Annotated in this window: 20 protein-coding genes, 2 tRNA genes and 2 pseudogenes; 10 read left to right on the top strand and 14 right to left on the bottom strand. The window is 39.8% G+C overall.

Annotation, left to right across the window (positions count from 1 at the left end):
* Positions 1–6 precede the first annotated feature (6 nt).
* A complete protein-coding gene (locus tag SK629_RS02860; RefSeq protein WP_042900485.1) occupies positions 7–354 on the bottom strand; it encodes a winged helix-turn-helix transcriptional regulator in 348 nt (115 codons plus the stop codon).
* Positions 355–504: 150 nt separating this feature from the next.
* Between SK629_RS02860 and SK629_RS02855 the strand changes: the two genes are divergently transcribed.
* A complete protein-coding gene (locus SK629_RS02855; protein WP_042900484.1) occupies positions 505–894 on the top strand; it encodes a nuclear transport factor 2 family protein in 390 nt (129 codons plus the stop codon).
* Between the two features lie 167 nt (positions 895–1061).
* Here SK629_RS02855 and pepF read toward each other — a convergent pair whose 3' ends face one another.
* From pepF to SK629_RS02810, 9 genes are all read right to left on the bottom strand, one after another.
* Positions 1062–2858, bottom strand: coding sequence for an oligoendopeptidase F (pepF, locus tag SK629_RS02850; protein WP_042900483.1), 1797 nt, complete (start codon positions 2856–2858; stop codon positions 1062–1064).
* A gap of 10 nt (positions 2859–2868) precedes the next feature.
* Positions 2869–3612, bottom strand: coding sequence for a 16S rRNA (uracil(1498)-N(3))-methyltransferase (locus SK629_RS02845; protein ID WP_042900482.1), 744 nt, complete (start codon positions 3610–3612; stop codon positions 2869–2871).
* Between the two features lies 1 nt (position 3613).
* Positions 3614–4564: a 50S ribosomal protein L11 methyltransferase gene (gene prmA, locus SK629_RS02840; protein WP_042900481.1), complete on the bottom strand. Its 951-nt coding sequence runs from the start codon at positions 4562–4564 to the stop codon at positions 3614–3616.
* Between the two features lie 137 nt (positions 4565–4701).
* The gene (locus tag SK629_RS02835) at positions 4702–5175 is read right to left on the bottom strand and encodes a GNAT family N-acetyltransferase (protein WP_042900480.1); all 474 of its coding nucleotides are present in this window, start codon (positions 5173–5175) and stop codon (positions 4702–4704) included.
* Positions 5172–5600 (bottom strand): NUDIX hydrolase, encoded by a 429-nt coding sequence (locus tag SK629_RS02830; RefSeq protein WP_042900479.1) that lies wholly within the window; start codon positions 5598–5600, stop codon positions 5172–5174. Before SK629_RS02830 ends, SK629_RS02835 begins: the two co-directional genes overlap by 4 nt.
* Position 5601: 1 nt before the next feature.
* Positions 5602–6669 (bottom strand): site-2 protease family protein, encoded by a 1068-nt coding sequence (locus SK629_RS02825; RefSeq protein ID WP_042900478.1) that lies wholly within the window; start codon positions 6667–6669, stop codon positions 5602–5604.
* A gap of 18 nt (positions 6670–6687) precedes the next feature.
* A complete protein-coding gene (locus SK629_RS02820) occupies positions 6688–7158 on the bottom strand; it encodes a DUF3013 family protein (protein WP_042900477.1) in 471 nt (156 codons plus the stop codon).
* Between the two features lie 291 nt (positions 7159–7449).
* Positions 7450–7902: a type II toxin-antitoxin system HicB family antitoxin gene (locus SK629_RS02815; protein ID WP_042900476.1), complete on the bottom strand. Its 453-nt coding sequence runs from the start codon at positions 7900–7902 to the stop codon at positions 7450–7452.
* A 36-nt stretch (positions 7903–7938) separates the two neighbouring features.
* Complete coding sequence (locus SK629_RS02810) at positions 7939–8118, bottom strand: type II toxin-antitoxin system HicA family toxin (RefSeq protein WP_001132279.1); 180 nt, start codon at positions 8116–8118, stop codon at positions 7939–7941.
* Between the two features lie 397 nt (positions 8119–8515).
* Between SK629_RS02810 and SK629_RS02805 the strand changes: the two genes are divergently transcribed.
* From SK629_RS02805 to SK629_RS02780, 5 genes and pseudogenes are all read left to right on the top strand, one after another.
* On the top strand, positions 8516–8731 hold the full coding sequence (locus SK629_RS02805) for a hypothetical protein (protein WP_042900475.1): 216 nt from the start codon (positions 8516–8518) through the stop codon (positions 8729–8731).
* Between the two features lie 15 nt (positions 8732–8746).
* A pseudogene (locus SK629_RS12010) lies at positions 8747–8938 on the top strand (CPCC family cysteine-rich protein); the annotation flags it as partial.
* Positions 8924–9133 (top strand): annotated as a pseudogene (locus tag SK629_RS12575) (CPCC family cysteine-rich protein); the annotation flags it as partial. The pseudogenes SK629_RS12010 and SK629_RS12575, both read left to right, overlap by 15 nt.
* 214 nt (positions 9134–9347) lie before the next feature.
* Positions 9348–9557: a CPCC family cysteine-rich protein gene (locus SK629_RS02785; protein ID WP_042900474.1), complete on the top strand. Its 210-nt coding sequence runs from the start codon at positions 9348–9350 to the stop codon at positions 9555–9557.
* Positions 9558–9587: 30 nt separating this feature from the next.
* Positions 9588–9794, top strand: a complete 207-nt coding sequence (locus SK629_RS02780; protein ID WP_042900473.1) for a hypothetical protein — start codon at positions 9588–9590, stop codon at positions 9792–9794.
* A gap of 28 nt (positions 9795–9822) precedes the next feature.
* Here SK629_RS02780 and SK629_RS02775 read toward each other — a convergent pair whose 3' ends face one another.
* Entirely contained in the window at positions 9823–10149 is a 327-nt protein-coding gene (locus SK629_RS02775; protein WP_042900472.1) for a hypothetical protein, read from the bottom strand.
* A 2-nt stretch (positions 10150–10151) separates the two neighbouring features.
* Positions 10152–10349 carry a hypothetical protein gene (locus tag SK629_RS02770; protein WP_001098072.1) on the bottom strand — a complete coding sequence of 66 codons (198 nt, stop codon included), beginning with the start codon at positions 10347–10349 and terminating at the stop codon, positions 10152–10154.
* Positions 10350–10741: 392 nt separating this feature from the next.
* Between SK629_RS02770 and SK629_RS02765 the strand changes: the two genes are divergently transcribed.
* The 4 genes from SK629_RS02765 (at position 10742) to SK629_RS02750 (ending at position 13355) form a co-directional block, all read left to right on the top strand.
* Complete coding sequence (locus tag SK629_RS02765; protein ID WP_042900471.1) at positions 10742–12013, top strand: replication-associated recombination protein A; 1272 nt, start codon at positions 10742–10744, stop codon at positions 12011–12013.
* A gap of 264 nt (positions 12014–12277) precedes the next feature.
* A tRNA-Lys gene (locus tag SK629_RS02760) sits at positions 12278–12350 on the top strand.
* A gap of 354 nt (positions 12351–12704) precedes the next feature.
* Positions 12705–13220: a DUF308 domain-containing protein gene (locus tag SK629_RS02755; RefSeq protein ID WP_000672738.1), complete on the top strand. Its 516-nt coding sequence runs from the start codon at positions 12705–12707 to the stop codon at positions 13218–13220.
* 62 nt (positions 13221–13282) lie between these two features.
* Positions 13283–13355: transfer RNA gene (locus tag SK629_RS02750), tRNA-Lys, on the top strand.
* 137 nt (positions 13356–13492) lie between these two features.
* On the opposite strand, the gene SK629_RS02745 is transcribed toward SK629_RS02750, so the two are convergent.
* Both SK629_RS02745 and SK629_RS02740 read right to left on the bottom strand, forming a co-directional pair.
* Positions 13493–14581 carry an AI-2E family transporter gene (locus tag SK629_RS02745; RefSeq protein WP_042900470.1) on the bottom strand — a complete coding sequence of 363 codons (1089 nt, stop codon included), beginning with the start codon at positions 14579–14581 and terminating at the stop codon, positions 13493–13495.
* A gap of 9 nt (positions 14582–14590) precedes the next feature.
* A complete protein-coding gene (locus SK629_RS02740) occupies positions 14591–15880 on the bottom strand; it encodes a membrane protein (RefSeq protein ID WP_001062781.1) in 1290 nt (429 codons plus the stop codon).
* Positions 15881–15912: the final 32 nt, after the last annotated feature.

The raw sequence follows: 15912 nt of genomic DNA, 5'->3' as shown, positions 1-15912 counted from the left end.
AACTTATCAGTTGCTTATCTCACTAGCATTTAGCAACTTGATATAATCTAGACCCCATTTCTCGACAGCATCTAAAACAACTCTGAATTCCTGCCCCATTTCGGTTAAGCTGTACTCAACTCGTGGTGGAACTTCGGCATAGACCTTTCGTTGAACAATCTTATCCTTTTCTAATTGACGGAGATGACGGGTCAAAATAGTTTGAGTAATCCCAGGCAATAATCTCTGCAATTCTTTAAATCGTTTGGTACCCGTACTCAACTGATAAATGATTACCAGTGCCCATTTCCCCGTTAAAACCCTCTGCGTTGTCGCAAATGGACAAATACCATACTCACTCACTTTATTTGTCATAAAATATCTTCTTTCTATTTTTTTTAAAAAAATTATCTTTTAGTATCAATAAAAGTACTACTTTTGATACTAGCTATCAAAAAAGTGTCTACTTGTTTTTTTGTTTGTAACTGTTACAATTATATCATAAAAAAGAAATGGAGAATAGATATGTCAACAAACTTAGAAATTTTCAATGCTTATAACCAAGCTTTAATTGCTGGTGACTTTCCTGGTGTCTTTGAAACGATGGCAGACGATATTGTCTGGCATCAACCTGGTACTCATAGTATATCTGGTACAGTTGTTGGTAAGGACCAGCTAGGACCTCACCTAGCTACATTTGCTGAGAAAACTAATGGAACCTTTAAGGTGATAACAAATTGGGTTTCTGACAATAAGGATTTAATCGCAGCCAATGTTACTTTTCTTGGAACACGTGCTGATGGTACTGAACTCAATATGAATGGGATTGACCTCTTCCGTATTGAAGACGGAAAAATCAAAGAAGTTTGGCTCTTCTCTTCAGATCAAGCTGAAGAAGATAGCTTTTGGGGATAATTTAAGAAGCCAAGACAAAAAATTTTGATTTTAGAATTCTATATTATAAATTTTTAAAATCGATAGATTAGAAAAAAAGCGAACAAGACAGAATTCTGAGTGTCAGATAACTCGTTTTGTTCGCTTTTTATATTTAAGGTTAGACTTTTGTCCCAGACTCTTTTAATTTACTCTCCCAACTGGGCGCTGTAGGCGATGATCTGATCAACTGTATCCGATAAGAACTGGATGGTATCACGGAGTGGTTTATCTGTTGAAATATCCGCACCGATAATCATGGCTGACTCAAGTGGTGTCTTGCTACCACCTGATTTGAGGAGATTGAGCCAGTCTTCAGCTCCAGTTTCTGAATGTTTCAGATGGAGGTAACCTGCAGTCGAGATGACTAGTCCAGCAGAGTAAGTGTAGCTATACAAGCCCATGTAATAGTGAGCTTGACGCATCCAAGTCAAAGCTGCATCATCATCGATTTCAATGGCATCTCCCCAGAAATCGGTCAAAACTTCCTTCATAATGCTGTTGAGTTTGCTTGCTCCGAAAGTTTCTCCTTCTTCAATCAATGTATACACTTTACGCTGGAAGGCTGCTTCCAAAAGGTGAGTGATAAAGTTATGGAAGTAGGTGTCTGTCAAGCGGTGAGCCAGAGCGAAGCGTTTTTGTCGTGGGTCGTCAGATTGGTGCTCCAAGTAATCACTGAGAAGCAATTCATTGAAGGTTGACGGTGCTTCAACATAGTAGGTCGACATGTGGGCATTGAAGTAACTCTGATGATTGTCTGAAAAGATGAATTGACCAGAATGCCCGATTTCATGAATCAAGGTATAAACATCGCTCAAACGGCCTGTCCAGCTCATGAGAACATAAGGATGCACACGATATGGGTCCGCCGCATAACCACCAGAATCCTTGCCACTATTGGCAGCGAAGTCCACCCAGCGCTCTTCTTGATAGCGAGCAACTTCCTGACAATATTCTTGTCCCAAAGGTTCTACGGACTTCATGACCAAATCATAGGCGTCGTCAATAGTCACTTGAGGATTGAGGGCGCTGTCCAAGTCCAATTTCCAGTCTGCAAAGGTCATCTTTTCAAGACCATTCACCTTGGCAACATGCTTGAGGTATCTCTGAGCAACGGGCGCAAAATCCTTCATGATAAGGTCAATCTGACGATCAAACATAGCACGATCTACTTCTTGTTCAGCTAGAAGATAATCAAAAACTGATTCGTAGCCCTTCATATCTGCCAATAGTTTTTCAGACTTGACTTGGGCTAAATAAGCTGCGGCAGCCGTATTTTGGTGCTTACGAAGACCTTCTGAGAAGGAACGGAAGGATTTCTCACGAACCTCAGCATCCTCATGGTTTTGGTAGAAATTTTCATAGGTCACAAAGCTGTTTTTGTAGGTCTTGCCATGGGCTTCAAAGTCAGCCATTTCGAAATCCCCAGCTCGCATCTTAGTGTAAATATCCTGCGGACTGTAGAAAACTTCACCGAGATTGGTCAAGACCTTCTCCACATCAGCCCCTAGATAGTGGGCTTTTTTGATTTTTGCCTGACGAATAGCTGCCGTCAAGTGAGGCAATGCCCCCAAACGGTCCAAAACTTCCTCATCTGCTGCCACCAGGGCGTCGTCAAAAAAGGTCAAGGCTACACTGGCATCTGTTTCAAATTCCATCCCAGCTTGGGCGATATTAGCAAATTCGTCATTGCTATAGTCTGTCGTCTGCGGCATAAAACCATAGTTTCCAATATGGCTCATCTGAATGTAGATTTGTTCCAATTCCGCAAAGGCCTTCTCGAAATCCTCAAAAGTGTGAAGATTGCCCTTGTAATCACGGCTAAACTGATTGATGTCTTCGCGAGTCTTCTCGATCGCACGTAAGAAATCCTCACGGTCTTGGTATAGGGCTGTTAAATCCCAAAGTTCCTTTTCAGGAAATTCTGAACGGTGTTTTTGTTCCATTTTCTTCCTCTTATTTCTCTAATTCTAATAAAACACTAAGGGCTGATAAAGCGTAAAGTGGTGCTGTTTCTGCTCGTAGGATACGAGGGCCAAGTCCTGCCAAGACGGCTCCTTTAGATTCAAAACTTTCGATTTCTGCTGGTGAAAGGCCACCTTCCGGACCAAAGATAAAGAGCAATTTGGCTCCCTTTTCAAGACCAGAGACCGCTTGTAAAAGCACAGCGCTTTCTCCTTCTTTGGCCGACTCTTCATAAGCCACTACGACGCGGTCAAATTGGTCCAATTGAGCTAGAAAGTCTGATTTTTTCTCGAAAAGCTTGATACTTGGAACAACATTACGCTTGCTTTGTTCTGCTGCTCCAAGGGCAATTTTTTCTAGTTTTTCAACCTTTTTACCCAATTTCTTTCCATCCCACTTGGCAACCGACCAGTCGGCAGGAAAGGCCCAGATTTGGCTGGCTCCGAGCTCGGTTACTTTTTGAGTGATAAACTCCAGCTTGTCTCCCTTGGGAAAGCCTGATGCGATGGTCATTTGGACTGGCAGTTCCACATTGTCAGTTAATTCTTGAATCAATTCAAACTGACGATTTTCCACATCCAGCACACGCGCCAAGCGCTTAATGCCATCATCAAAGACCAAAGTAACCTCATCATCTTCTTTCAGGCGCATAACCTGAAACATATGCTTGCTGGTTTCCTTGTCCTCGATGGTGACAGGAGAGATTGCACTGCCTTTGACAAAATACTGCTGCATGCTAGCCTCCAATCACACCTGAAATATCCTTGGTTTTCTTAAAGACACAGGCATTCCATTCCCCTTGAATCATGTGGGTTTCAAGGAAAAATCCAGCTGACTCAGCCGACTGGCGCACCATGTCCCACTTGTCCTTGATAATGCCACTCATGATGAGGTAGCCTTCATCCTTGACCAAGCGATAAGCATCCTCTGTCAGATGGATGAGGATATCCGCCAAGATATTAGCCACGATGACATCTGCCTCAATATCTACACCCTTAAGCAAATCTCCTGCTGCTACATGGATGTTTTCCATGCCAGGGTTGAGTTCAATATTTTCCTGAGCAACTCGAACTGCCACATCATCTAGGTCGTAGGCAAAAATTTCTTTGGCACCAAGCAGCGAGCTAGCAATGGAAAGAACCCCTGATCCAGTCCCCACATCTAGCACCGTTTCCCCACCACGAAGAACCTGCTCCAAGGCAAAGAGACTCATCTTGGTTGTTGGATGTGTTCCAGTCCCAAAAGCCATACCTGGATCCAGCTTGATAATTTTTTCTCCCGCAGTCGCCTCATAGTCTGTCCAAGACGGCACGATAGTCAAATCATGAGTGATACGAGCTGGCTCATAGTATTTCTTCCAGTTGTCTGCCCAGTCTTCCTCAGCCAAGGCAGTTGTCCCCATCTTGACCTCCCCCAAATCCATAAAATCTGTCAATTCTGCTAAGCGAGTCTGCAAGTCCGCCTCAACCACTGCTACATCAACCGTTTCAGGGTAGTAGGCTGTCACTACGATTTCTTCTTGCTGCTCAACCTCTGGGAAAATCTCGCCGAAGCGGTCCACATTTCCCACATAGTCCATACTGTCTTCGATTGCAACACCTTGCGCTCCCAGCTCAATCAAGAGATTGGAAACTAACTCCTCCCCCTCACGCTTGACTGTAACTTTTAACTCTTGCCATGTTTCCATATTTAAGATACCAAGCCCGTAAAACACAAAGCCAAAATAGAAACTTCTCTGAAGACACTTGTGTCTAAGAAAAGTTTATCTTTTTGGCACAGTGTTTAGGGCGGGTTCAGTTTAGAAATGTAACCGAACCATCCTTTCTATTTCTCTATGCATTTTTTCATGTATACCATATCCATGCCTTCTTTTTCAGGTTCAATATGGGTTTGATGGTAGTCGTTCTTCTCATAGAAAGCAACCATACCTTCATCCTGTAATACTGTACACAAATCCCATTGTGTGATGGTTGGAAATTCTTTTTCCAGTAAGCTTAAACCTTTAGATCCATAACCTTTTCCTTGATACTGAGACAAAATCGCTGCCGTTCCCAACCAAGCTTTCGTTAACTCGGCATTGGTCTGAACTCGTAAAAATCCGATTTTATCTTCGTTTTCTTTCACAAAGTAGTAATAGCTATTGGGACGCTCGACTAGTTTCCACTTGATTCGTTCACTGTCCTCCAGATAAGGATCGTATTCATCTTGATATTTGTCATAAACAGCCTTAAAGCTAGCTCTTTGAATCGCAATGATGGTCTCCAAATCCTCTGCTCCTGCTCGTTCAAGTCTTATCATAACCTTTCCTCCAAATAATCCCTCAATCTCCCCTGTAGCTGAGGCACTGCCTGTTTAGACTTCAAAAACTCCTCAATAGGCATCAGTTTATAGGCCTGTCCTTCATCTCCAAAGGTAATATTGTCAAATTGTTCTTGTCTTAGCTGACCAACCATAAAGACCGATTGCTTGCCTTCAAAGATTACGCTAGGATAAATTTTGCCCCAAAGCAAACAATCTTCATTTAAATGAATTCCCAGTTCTTCATAAACTTCACGCGCCGCGCACTCAAAAGGTTTTTCATCGCCTTCACGTCCACCACCGGGAAGTTCCCACATATTGGGCCAGGGAATGTTTGCCTTATCATCGCGTAAGATAGTCAAGAGTTTATCCCCACAAAACAAAGCAATCTTGCAACCTGTGAAATCAGAAATTTCTATTCCCATATTAGACTCCTTCGGCTAATGCCTTTTCCAGCTCTGCTAACCAGTTTTCATAATAGCGTTTCTCGTCCCGTAGCATTCGGCTGCTATTCATTTTCTGTCTAGCAATCTTCATAGCCTTGCGAGTTTGATCTACATCTTTCTTGACCTTAAATTGATACCAAGCTTGAATCACCTGCACATCTGTCATTTTTAGAGATAAGAAGGACTTGAGTCCGCGATTACTTGCATATTTCTCTGCTTTCTCATTATCATCTTCTAGCAAGGCGATTTGAAGAAGGCATAGCTGGCAAGAAGTTTCAGATAGCGAGTGTTCTGTTCTCTCTAGTAAAGATTGAAATAGCTTTTTAGCTGCCTCTAACTGACCATCCAATATGAGAACCACTCCCTCAAGAGTCTGAACACTTTCTGCAAGGCTCCCACTTGCATCCTCAGGAACAGGCATGGTAAAGTCTTTCAAATCATATTCTTGAGGAGCCAGCAAAGTTTGAGCAGAATGCCTCAACACCAAGTAAGCGTATTTGGTATTTTCAGGGTGTTGTAACAATTCCCAGATTTTCGCTCCATCGGTAATGTCGACTGGCAAAGCGTTGTTTAGGAAGAAAGACAAATTAAGAAAAATCAAAGTACCAGCAAAATACCAGCTTCTTGTCAAAAATCCAAACAATATCGCCAATAATATCAAGCTAAGATGAACCAGCAAACCTCCTGAAAGCATCAAGATGATTCTTTGATCGCTTTCATCTTCTTTCAATCCGATGTACTGAGCACCAACATTTTTCAGAATGGCTGTTCGACTAAGATGAAACCTGCCTGACTTTTTTGTCAAAAGAAAATGTCCTAATCCAAAAGCCACCAGCCGATAGCCTGTCAAGTAGCCACAAAAAGCATGACCCAACTCATGAAGAATAAAGATTACATACATGCTTAGAAGAGCGAAGGTATAACCAAAAGTAAAGGCTAAAACTGCGGAATACCCCAACTCTGCAAATGCGATTGTTGCACAAGCAAAAGCCAGCATAATAAAGATAACAGCTAGCACATAAACCAAATAAATCCCAATTTTCTTCATAACACCTCCAACCAAATCCTAGTATCTTGGATAAGGATAAAACTCTCCCTCTTCCAATCCAACTTTTCCTTCTTCAAAGACTTCTTGGTTCCATTCCATGACAAATTCTTCTGCTTCTGGGTCTTCCAAAAAGTCCATGAGGGCATCCAGCCCAACCTCGGCAGTATCTTTAAGGAATAGCGCAAAATAAGCTAAAAATTCACGAGAAAAACCTTTTTTAGGCAGGTAAGGGATAACCGTCAAATAGTCTTCCTCATTGACTGTTGACTTGGCAGGATTGTAAAAAAGCACTGCTTCTTCAAAGAGGATATCTTCTGATGAAACCTCTCCATCTTCATCCACCATCTCCACGCCTGCAGAGTTTTGCGCTTCTAACAAAAAACTCACTTCAACCGCGTGGTTGCGCTTGTCCCAACTAATCTCAAAGTCAAAGGGAAAATTCTTCTCCAACTCTTCCTCTAAAACATCTAAAAATCCGTATGTTGCCATTTTGTCCTCTTTCTATGCGACTCTTTAATCGCCCCGATTGCTCGGAAATATGCTAAAATAGATACTACCATCTTACCACAAAATTATTTTATGTCCTAATTATACCATATCGCCTCATTTAAACCCTTGGTATTAGTGATTTTCTTAACAGTCTGATTTCTTCATTTCTCCTAAAAGTCAACATAAAAAGCCCTCGAAAGGGCTAGAAAATCTATAGAATCAATAGACAAGTAACCAGCACAATTAGGAGTGCTTTTTTTATTGACTATTCCCACGATGTCACACTTAATCTTATGCTTGAATTTTCTTATCTGCAATAGCGTCTGTCAAAGTCTGAGAAAAGTTAAGTCCCATTTCTCGTCCCAACTTATCTGCCCATCTTGGTATGGTCAAGGTCTTTTTAATTGGTTCCTGACTTCCTAGGTATTCTGATACATCAACAGATACCATAGAAATAAAAGATTTATCAAGGTCATAGGTTGACACGAAATCTTCATCATCTTTAAAAGGATCATTATCAATTAAAGACAAGCTATTGATATCTGATGGCTGAGGTAATTCTCCATCACTCTCTATTAAATCTGCGACAGTAATTCCTAACCACTCCGAACCCATAGCCAAAGCCTCAGAAATCCCCTCGCCTTGTGTAGCTGAGTATTCAAAATCTGGGAAATGGACAAAATAAGTCGCTTTTACCCCATCTGTATCATCATAATAAAACAAAGCTGGATATGTCACTAACATTTCACTACCTCCATATCAAAAAGCAGGGGCTGAATTTTACAACCCAGCTTGCTTTCTTATCCCTCTTTCAGTGTACTTATTCAGCTCACCATGAGGGATTGTGATAGGTCTTTCCCCTTGCTTCTCCATTTTAATATGGGAACCTTTACCGCCTTTGGTCTTTATCCAACCATGAGCCGTAAGGAGTTTGACCATCTCTTTTTGTGTCATAGGCATAGCGCTTTTACCTCCTGACAGCACCATTATAACACGTGTTACACGTATTGTAAAGAAGTAATACTTATTATTCTCTTATACATAAAAGCCCCTAGATGTGGTTCTAAGGGAAGCCTTATATAAACGGATAGGCAGAACTATCAGAGTTCCTGCTTCTATCGACCCACTAGAAGTGGCGCGATTGAATCTTAACATTACTTCTCCTCTCTTCATTAAAAAATGATTATCACCCAAAATTATATTAAAAATTTTCTAAACGACTACCAAAAACTAGTAAATCAATACGTTCGGCAGACGAAAACTAGCACTGTCAAATAAACTGTTTTATCATTTACCATACTTTATTCATTAGCAATATCACTTGATTTGAAGTATAATATTGGAAAGGAAATCAGTAATGAATTTAGAACAATATTTAGGAAAAGAAATTAGAGTTGTTTTTGTTGACGGGCAAATTTTAGAGGGTCATTGTAATAGCTTTACAGGGAAACTTGATACGGAAGATGAACTCTATGATGAAATTACAATAAGAACAGATAAATATCCATATATTGGATTTAATGAATCTGAAATCGCATCAATAGAGTTAACTCAAGACGGTATTACAAAATAACAGGAGTTACTTATCATGAATAAAACTAAAAAAGAGAATTTAATTTTCATTGATGGTTGGGAGCATGTGCATTGCCCTGTATGTGGAACTTTAGTAGAAACTTACGATATTTGCGATGTTTGTCATTGGCAAAATACGGGAGCATTTAATATCGATGGCGGTCCTAATAAAATGACGCTTGCAGAAGCGAAAATGGCTTATAAAAGGAAAAACGACATAAATGAATCACAAAAGACTTGGGTAATTAATGGGGAGACCTGGCTACATTGTCCTGTTTGTGGGAATGACGTAATAGACTATGATATCTGTGACGTTTGTCGTTGGCAAAATACGGGTATTATAAATATTGACGGCGGCCCTAACAGGATTACTCTCGCCGAAGCTAAAGAAGCTTACGCAAGGAGAAAAATCGTAAAAATTAGAGAATTTGATACAGTGTTGTTAAAAAACGGTCAAACGGCGACAATTGTCGAAAAGTTAAGTGAAGATACTTTTATTGCCGACATAGGAGATTCCCCGAAAGACTGGGATACCATAACAATTACAATCAATGATATTGAAAAAGTAGTGTATAGAAATAGCTAATATATTTGTATAGTGTTGGGAGTAACCTTAAATGAATAAGACTGGAAAAGAGAATTTAATCATTATTAACGGTAGCGAATATGTCCATTGTCCAGTATGTGGTACTGTTACAGCAGTGTATGATATTTGCGATGTTTGTCATTGGCAAAATACGGGAGCATTTAATATCGATGGCGGTCCTAATGAAATGACACTTGCAGAAGCCAAAGAAGCTTATGTTAAAGGAATTCCAATAATATAACAGACTATAATAGCACGAAAGGAGAGACTGATGGAACTTATAGAATTTAATAACAAGGTTGTCAGAATCACCGATATTGATGGCCGAATATTTGAAGGTGTAGCTCTTTACGAAGACAAAGATGTCCACGATGAAGAATTTGATGGGTTATCCGTTAATTCTGGAACCAGGTGGACTAAACTCTTTGAAAATGAAATCAAGGAAATTGAAATTATTAACCAAGATCAAATGGAGTAAAAACTCCTTCGAATAGATATCCACTATTTCACTTTTCAACCATGTTTATAATTTCTTTTAAGCTTGGTTTTGTTTTTCTAATTCTATCCCATGCCCTCATTTTTAAAAAAGTCCCTAAATAGATACCATTTATCTTTGGTAATTCGTTAGATAGATTGTATTTCTCTCTAATCTCATCTTTATGACTTTCTACAAATTTGCTACGAGGTAAACAATAAAAAATACCTTCCCCAAAATAACTTAAATCTTCATCAGATAGTTCAATAAGCTCTTCAGATTTTACAAAAATCGCTCTATTAACTCTATCTTTGCCACTGGTAAAGGCTTTCTCCACAAATCTTTTATCTAGTCCCATCTTTATTTAACTCTCTCAAATTGTTTTAGTTCCAGAACAGTCAGTTCTTTAAATTCTTTTCCTGTTTCGTTTAAATATTTGTTAATTTTTCCAAGATTGTATTTCATAGGTGCTGGTTTCACTCCATTTGGTAAACCAACTAGTCCGTCAAGTTCCATAAATGACTTATTTTCAAGTAGCTTTGAATTTGAAGTATTCATCTAGTTCCATTTTCCCCTTTTCAAATATTGCTATCTAAATTTATATCTACTATGTACTTTATCAAGAAAACTTCCTAACTTGGTAATTCCATTATTTCCATTCCTTATCACCTCTCTTTTCATTATAGTTCACGCAATAACATTTAGCAATGTTATTTCTCAAATCAGTAATTCCACTTCTTTAGACTCAACTATCCTATTTTGAGCTTTAAGGAAAATCAATTCTCTCATGCTGATACCTCTCCTCATTAAATTAAATAGTCAAAAAGATTCTATCTCACACCCTGAATATTACAAAACCATTGAAATATCACAACCAATAGGCTAGAATGGACATAGTAAGATATATTAGATGAGTCATTCTACTCAAATCCACGTTAGAAAGGACTGCTATGCCAGACAATCTCGCGCTTCGCATGCGCCCTAAAACCATCGATCAGGTCATCGGTCAGGAACATCTGGTCGGACCTGGAAAAATCATCCGCCGCATGGTGGAAGCCAACCGCCTGTCCTCCATGATTCTCTATGGTCCTCCGGGAATCGGCAAGACCAGTATTGCCTCTGCCATCGCAGGAACGACCAAGTATGCCTTTCGAACTTTCAATGCGACAGTTGATAGTAAAAAACGACTGCAAGAAATCGCCGAAGAGGCTAAATTTTCTGGTGGTCTCGTCCTATTACTAGACGAGATTCATAGACTAGATAAAACCAAGCAAGATTTCCTCTTACCTCTCTTGGAAAGTGGTCTGGTCATCATGATTGGCGCTACGACTGAAAATCCTTTCTTTTCTGTCACTCCTGCCATTCGTAGCCGTGTTCAGATTTTTGAGTTGGAACCTCTGTCTAACCAAGACGTCAAAGAGGCCCTTCAGATAGCTCTAAGTAATCCTGAGCGTGGTTTTGATTTCCCAGTAGAACTAGATGAGGATGCGCTGGATTTCATCGCAACCTCTACAAACGGAGACCTGCGTTCTGCCTTTAACTCGCTGGACTTGGCTATTCTCTCTACCTCTGAGAATGATGAGGGTATCCGCCATATCACTCTAGACATCATGGAAAATAGCCTGCAGAGGAGCTACATTACCATGGATAAGGATGGAGATGGTCACTATGATGTTCTCTCAGCCCTGCAAAAGTCTATCCGTGGCTCAGATGTGGATGCCAGTCTCCACTATGCTGCCCGATTGATTGATGCTGGTGATTTGCCAAGTCTCGCTCGTCGCTTGACTGTTATCGCCTATGAAGATATCGGCTTAGCCAATCCTGAAGCCCAGATTCACACCGTGACTGCTCTGGATGCTGCCCAGAAGATTGGGTTCCCAGAAGCCCGCATTCTCATTGCCAATGTCGTGATTGATTTGGCCCTTTCTCCAAAATCCAACTCAGCCTATGTAGCTATGGATAAGGCGCTTGCCTATCTCAAAACATCAGGGCACTTGCCCATTCCGCGACACTTGCGTGATGGCCACTACAGCGGAAGCAAGAAACTGGGGAATGCCCAAGACTATCTCTATCCACACAACTATCCTGGAAATTGGATTAAACAAGACTATCTGCCAGAAAAAATCCGCAATCATCACTATTTCCAAGCAGAAGATACTGGTAAATATGAACGGGCTTTGGCTCAAAGAAAGGAAGCTATCGACCGTTTGCGAAAAATCTGAAATCCTTTTCAAAAAATTGCACTTTCCTCTTGATTTTTTTTGAAAAAGTGGTATTATATAAACATAGAAACGCTGTGGTGTACGACTTCACACTTAAGTGTTGACCGACTATTTTTTGTATTATTAGGGAAACAAAAGTCTTCTAACAGCATGTAGGCCGTCTCACACGGAAACAGCTTCAGTTAGAGCGAGTTGCCCACCTGCTTAATTGCGCGGGTTCAATACAAACCGTGAAGTTTCGGCACCAATACAGCTTTTTTCTTTGCCTCCTTAGCTCAGCTGGCAGAGCAGCGGACTCTTAATCCGTGGGTCACAGGTTCGATCCCTGTAGGGGGCATCTAAATACAACAGGAAAAAGCCTTGTAAATCAAGGCTTTTTTTGCTTGTCTATAACTGATTTACCCCATCATTTGTCCCACATTTTAAATCTATCTTTTCTTTTTGAATCAAATTACATCTTTACAAATAGTGTAAAGCCAGTTACTTTTGCTTTGATTCCATACAATATTTTCATGTAGAGAAGACAAATTTTATCTTCTCTTTTTATTTTCAAAATAATAAAAACTGATTTTCTTTTCATAAATCAGACTGAAACTTCCAAATTTTCCATTTTGTTTATTGATATTTCCTCTAAAAAGGTGTATAATATTTTTATTATCAAACTATACTATACTATATAGGGGGTATTGAAATGAAATTTTCTAATCGTTTACTGCTATTCCTTGCAGGAGTTGTTTTTGTCCTTTTAGGACTTTTCCTATTTACACACCCAGTAGCTAATCTTGTTGCTTACAGCTGGTGGATTGCATTTGATTTACTGGTTTCTTCTATAGCAGCTCTTTTAGGCTATTTCTCTGCACCAAAAGAGCTTCGCTCACCTGTTTATCTTTTCCAAGGGTTTGTTAGTCTTCTCTTAGCTCTTTACCTCGTTGCTTATGGCTTTGTGACCCTGCCGGTCGTCATTCCAACTATTTTAGGAATTTGGTTAATTGTAGAAGCCATTATAGTTTTCTTTAAAGGCAATCGTCTGGGATTGATTTTCCCTATTATTGGCAACCATATCATGTGGGTAGCCTTGCTTGTATTTTTACTAGGTCTAGTGATTCTGTTCAATCCAGTGGCTACAGGTGTCTTTGTCGTTTATGTCATTGCCTTTTCATTTTTAGTTACTGGCTTCACCTACATTATTGAGGCCTTTCGTAAATAATCTAGTTGCCATTTTGGGCATATTAAAATAGCTGGGAAGTTACATTCTCAGCTTTTTCTGTTGCCTCCTTAGCTCAGTTGGTAGAGCAGTAGACTCTTAATCTATGGGGCGCAGGTTCGAGCCCTGCAGGGGGCATCTAAATCAACAGGAATAAGCCTTGAAACCAAGACTTTTTTGACGTCCAATAGCTTTTTGTAGAAAAGTATTTAAAAATAAAAGAGAAGAGAATCTCTCACTCTCTTCTCAGTATATCTTATTAAATTTAGTTTTTCTTAATCTACCTGATTTTCCTTTGCAACGACAAATTCTTTAACCAGTCGATAGATAACAGCAAATACGGGGGTAAAGAATATCATTCCAAGTAGTCCGAAAAGATTCCCTCCGATACTAGCAGCCGCAAGCGTGAAAAGGGCTGGTAAGCCAATAGACTGACCTACAACTCTAGGATAAATAAGGTTTCCTTCAATCAGCTGTATAACTTGATATAGAAGAAGAGAAAGTAAGGCTTGAGTAGGACTCACTGTGAAGATAAAAATCGCTCCCACAACACAAGCAATCATAGGCCCTACATAAGGAATGAACGATAGCACTCCTGCAAAGATACCTGTCATTACTCCATAGGGTATCCCAAACACGCTGTAACCAACCGCTATCATAACTCCTATGATAACTGCTTCAATCAGCTGACTCATCAAAAATTGGTCATAAGTCTCTAGTGCTACTTGTCCAATGTAAGTCAACTTTATCACCACCTTCTCTGGAAGAAAAACTTTTAGAAGTCGACTCGTCATCGCTGCCAGATGTTCCTTACTGGATAAAAATAAAAAGGTAAATACTATAATCAGAAAGGCATTCATTATACTTGAAAAAATATTGCCGATATTACTAGTCAGACCTGATAAAAAACCTATCAAAGCTTGGCTAATAGAACTAGATTGTCCCTGTATGCCTGATACGATAGTTGACAACATGTCTTTGGTTACAAATTCCGAGCTGCCTAGCAATTTCCCAAGTTGAGTAAGGACTGTTGAAAGGACTGTTCCCAGCTGACTAATAGTCTGGGCTAGGGTTGGCAGCACCAAAACCAAAAGAGCAATCACGATTAAGATAAGAGCTAGGAAAACAAGTACCATGGCAATCGGACGACGCAACTCTGCCTTTACCTTCAATTTAACTAAGTACTGTTCAATTTTTTTCATAGGAACATTAAGCACAAAAGCAATAACAGCACCATAAATCAAGGTTGATATTACATCAAAGAGAGATACTGCCCCTGATATAAAGCTTGATGCATTCAGAATTACAAGAGTAACCAGCCCTATAAAAAGTATTAATGGGGTGTATTTTTTTACTAAATTCATAAATTCTCCTTAATAAACATGTTTAGATACGACTATACTATTTGGTTTTTCAAACTCTCGGTCAAGGTAAGCTTGGTAAGTTCCTGGTGCGATAAATCCTTTGGGTGAGAGGATATCGGTGCCAGCCTGACCGACTATGGTATCAGCCAAGAGCACACAGTTTGTAGATAAGACAAAGTAGGATTTAAACTTAGATTTGATAAATTTATAAAGTTCCCCATCTGTCTCATGTCTGATTTTATAAGCGTAGGTGTAGTCTTCCTTACCATCACCTGTCATGATTTTATCTGCACTTGGCTCCCATGGAATCGTCAGTTGTTTCAATTCAGCCAACTTTTTCTGAACTGCTTTTTCCATTTCAGGCGTCAAATCTATCCCATAACCAAAAAGCGTTTTTTGACTCTCACGTTTACATAGGTCAATGTACTTGTCACGATCACAGAAATATAAGACACCATCTCCTACCATGCCAAATAAGGTCTCAGAAGACGGATCATAGTTGCCATAAGAAATAACACGGCCTTGATAGCAGATATCCACATGACCAATTGCCGAAAACAGAGAGGTCTCAGCTGTATGAACAAAAATTTCAAGCTCCGCTGTCTTACCAGACTTCACCATTCCAAGATGGATATCCTCTCTCTCATCAGCATTTTCCTGCATGAATTTGTTGATTTTTGCTAAAGTTCTTGCAGGGATGAGAGCGGCTAGGACAATAGGTAAGCTAATTCTAATACGACGTTTGAGATGGTTTTTCCCAATTTCCCCTTCAAATAAGAAACCGTCACGGATATTGGACAGACCATAAAGGAAAAAATAAGCCCCTAATACAAAGAGTTGAAAGACAGAATTTCCTGTAGAGGACAAAAGACTAGTCCCACCAAGAAAAACTAGTACGAGTCCATCTAGTAAGAGACGAAAACGAGGTCGAATTTTGTTTTTGCGGTAGAGAACATAGGTGACAAGGTTAATACTAGCATGAAAAATCTGATAAACTCCAATCACAAGAGCCAAAATATAAATCGGCACATCCGTCGCAAGATTGGAGCCAAGCAAATATCCCAGCACTAACAATTTAACCAGTGCAACTCCCAAGGTGTCCGTTGACTGACTTTTTTTGAAAATACGTAATACTAAATCTAAGACCGTTGCTATCCAAGCTAAAAACAGAACCAGTCGAATAACCTTTACTGGCAACCAAGTCCCCGTGACCATCAAGATGAGACCTAGCAGAACAAACAAGAACCCCTGAGCAAGTAATTTCTTACCTGTCAGACCTAAAGATAGAATTTTCGCCATATAAAAACCTTTCAACAATAAAAATTAAACAC

This window comes from Streptococcus mitis, from assembly GCF_000722695.1.
GTDB lineage: Bacteria > Bacillota > Bacilli > Lactobacillales > Streptococcaceae > Streptococcus > Streptococcus mitis_O.
Note: the sequence above shows the minus strand (reverse complement) of the source record. Positions and strands in the feature narration are given on the sequence as shown.

What these genes read in the sequence shown, in the direction of transcription:
- SK629_RS02860 (WP_042900485.1), bottom strand. Translation starts at nt 354, where the DNA reads ATGACAAATAAAGTGAGTGAGTATGGTATTTGTCCATTTGCGACAACG.
- SK629_RS02855 (WP_042900484.1), top strand. Translation starts at nt 505, where the DNA reads ATGTCAACAAACTTAGAAATTTTCAATGCTTATAACCAAGCTTTAATT.
- pepF (WP_042900483.1), bottom strand. Translation starts at nt 2,858, where the DNA reads ATGGAACAAAAACACCGTTCAGAATTTCCTGAAAAGGAACTTTGGGAT.
- SK629_RS02845 (WP_042900482.1), bottom strand. Translation starts at nt 3,612, where the DNA reads ATGCAGCAGTATTTTGTCAAAGGCAGTGCAATCTCTCCTGTCACCATC.
- prmA (WP_042900481.1), bottom strand. Translation starts at nt 4,564, where the DNA reads ATGGAAACATGGCAAGAGTTAAAAGTTACAGTCAAGCGTGAGGGGGAG.
- SK629_RS02835 (WP_042900480.1), bottom strand. Translation starts at nt 5,175, where the DNA reads ATGATAAGACTTGAACGAGCAGGAGCAGAGGATTTGGAGACCATCATT.
- SK629_RS02830 (WP_042900479.1), bottom strand. Translation starts at nt 5,600, where the DNA reads ATGGGAATAGAAATTTCTGATTTCACAGGTTGCAAGATTGCTTTGTTT.
- SK629_RS02825 (WP_042900478.1), bottom strand. Translation starts at nt 6,669, where the DNA reads ATGAAGAAAATTGGGATTTATTTGGTTTATGTGCTAGCTGTTATCTTT.
- SK629_RS02820 (WP_042900477.1), bottom strand. Translation starts at nt 7,158, where the DNA reads ATGGCAACATACGGATTTTTAGATGTTTTAGAGGAAGAGTTGGAGAAG.
- SK629_RS02815 (WP_042900476.1), bottom strand. Translation starts at nt 7,902, where the DNA reads ATGTTAGTGACATATCCAGCTTTGTTTTATTATGATGATACAGATGGG.
- SK629_RS02810 (WP_001132279.1), bottom strand. Translation starts at nt 8,118, where the DNA reads ATGCCTATGACACAAAAAGAGATGGTCAAACTCCTTACGGCTCATGGT.
- SK629_RS02805 (WP_042900475.1), top strand. Translation starts at nt 8,516, where the DNA reads ATGAATTTAGAACAATATTTAGGAAAAGAAATTAGAGTTGTTTTTGTT.
- SK629_RS02785 (WP_042900474.1), top strand. Translation starts at nt 9,348, where the DNA reads ATGAATAAGACTGGAAAAGAGAATTTAATCATTATTAACGGTAGCGAA.
- SK629_RS02780 (WP_042900473.1), top strand. Translation starts at nt 9,588, where the DNA reads ATGGAACTTATAGAATTTAATAACAAGGTTGTCAGAATCACCGATATT.
- SK629_RS02775 (WP_042900472.1), bottom strand. Translation starts at nt 10,149, where the DNA reads ATGGGACTAGATAAAAGATTTGTGGAGAAAGCCTTTACCAGTGGCAAA.
- SK629_RS02770 (WP_001098072.1), bottom strand. Translation starts at nt 10,349, where the DNA reads ATGAATACTTCAAATTCAAAGCTACTTGAAAATAAGTCATTTATGGAA.
- SK629_RS02765 (WP_042900471.1), top strand. Translation starts at nt 10,742, where the DNA reads ATGCCAGACAATCTCGCGCTTCGCATGCGCCCTAAAACCATCGATCAG.
- SK629_RS02755 (WP_000672738.1), top strand. Translation starts at nt 12,705, where the DNA reads ATGAAATTTTCTAATCGTTTACTGCTATTCCTTGCAGGAGTTGTTTTT.
- SK629_RS02745 (WP_042900470.1), bottom strand. Translation starts at nt 14,581, where the DNA reads ATGAATTTAGTAAAAAAATACACCCCATTAATACTTTTTATAGGGCTG.
- SK629_RS02740 (WP_001062781.1), bottom strand. Translation starts at nt 15,880, where the DNA reads ATGGCGAAAATTCTATCTTTAGGTCTGACAGGTAAGAAATTACTTGCT.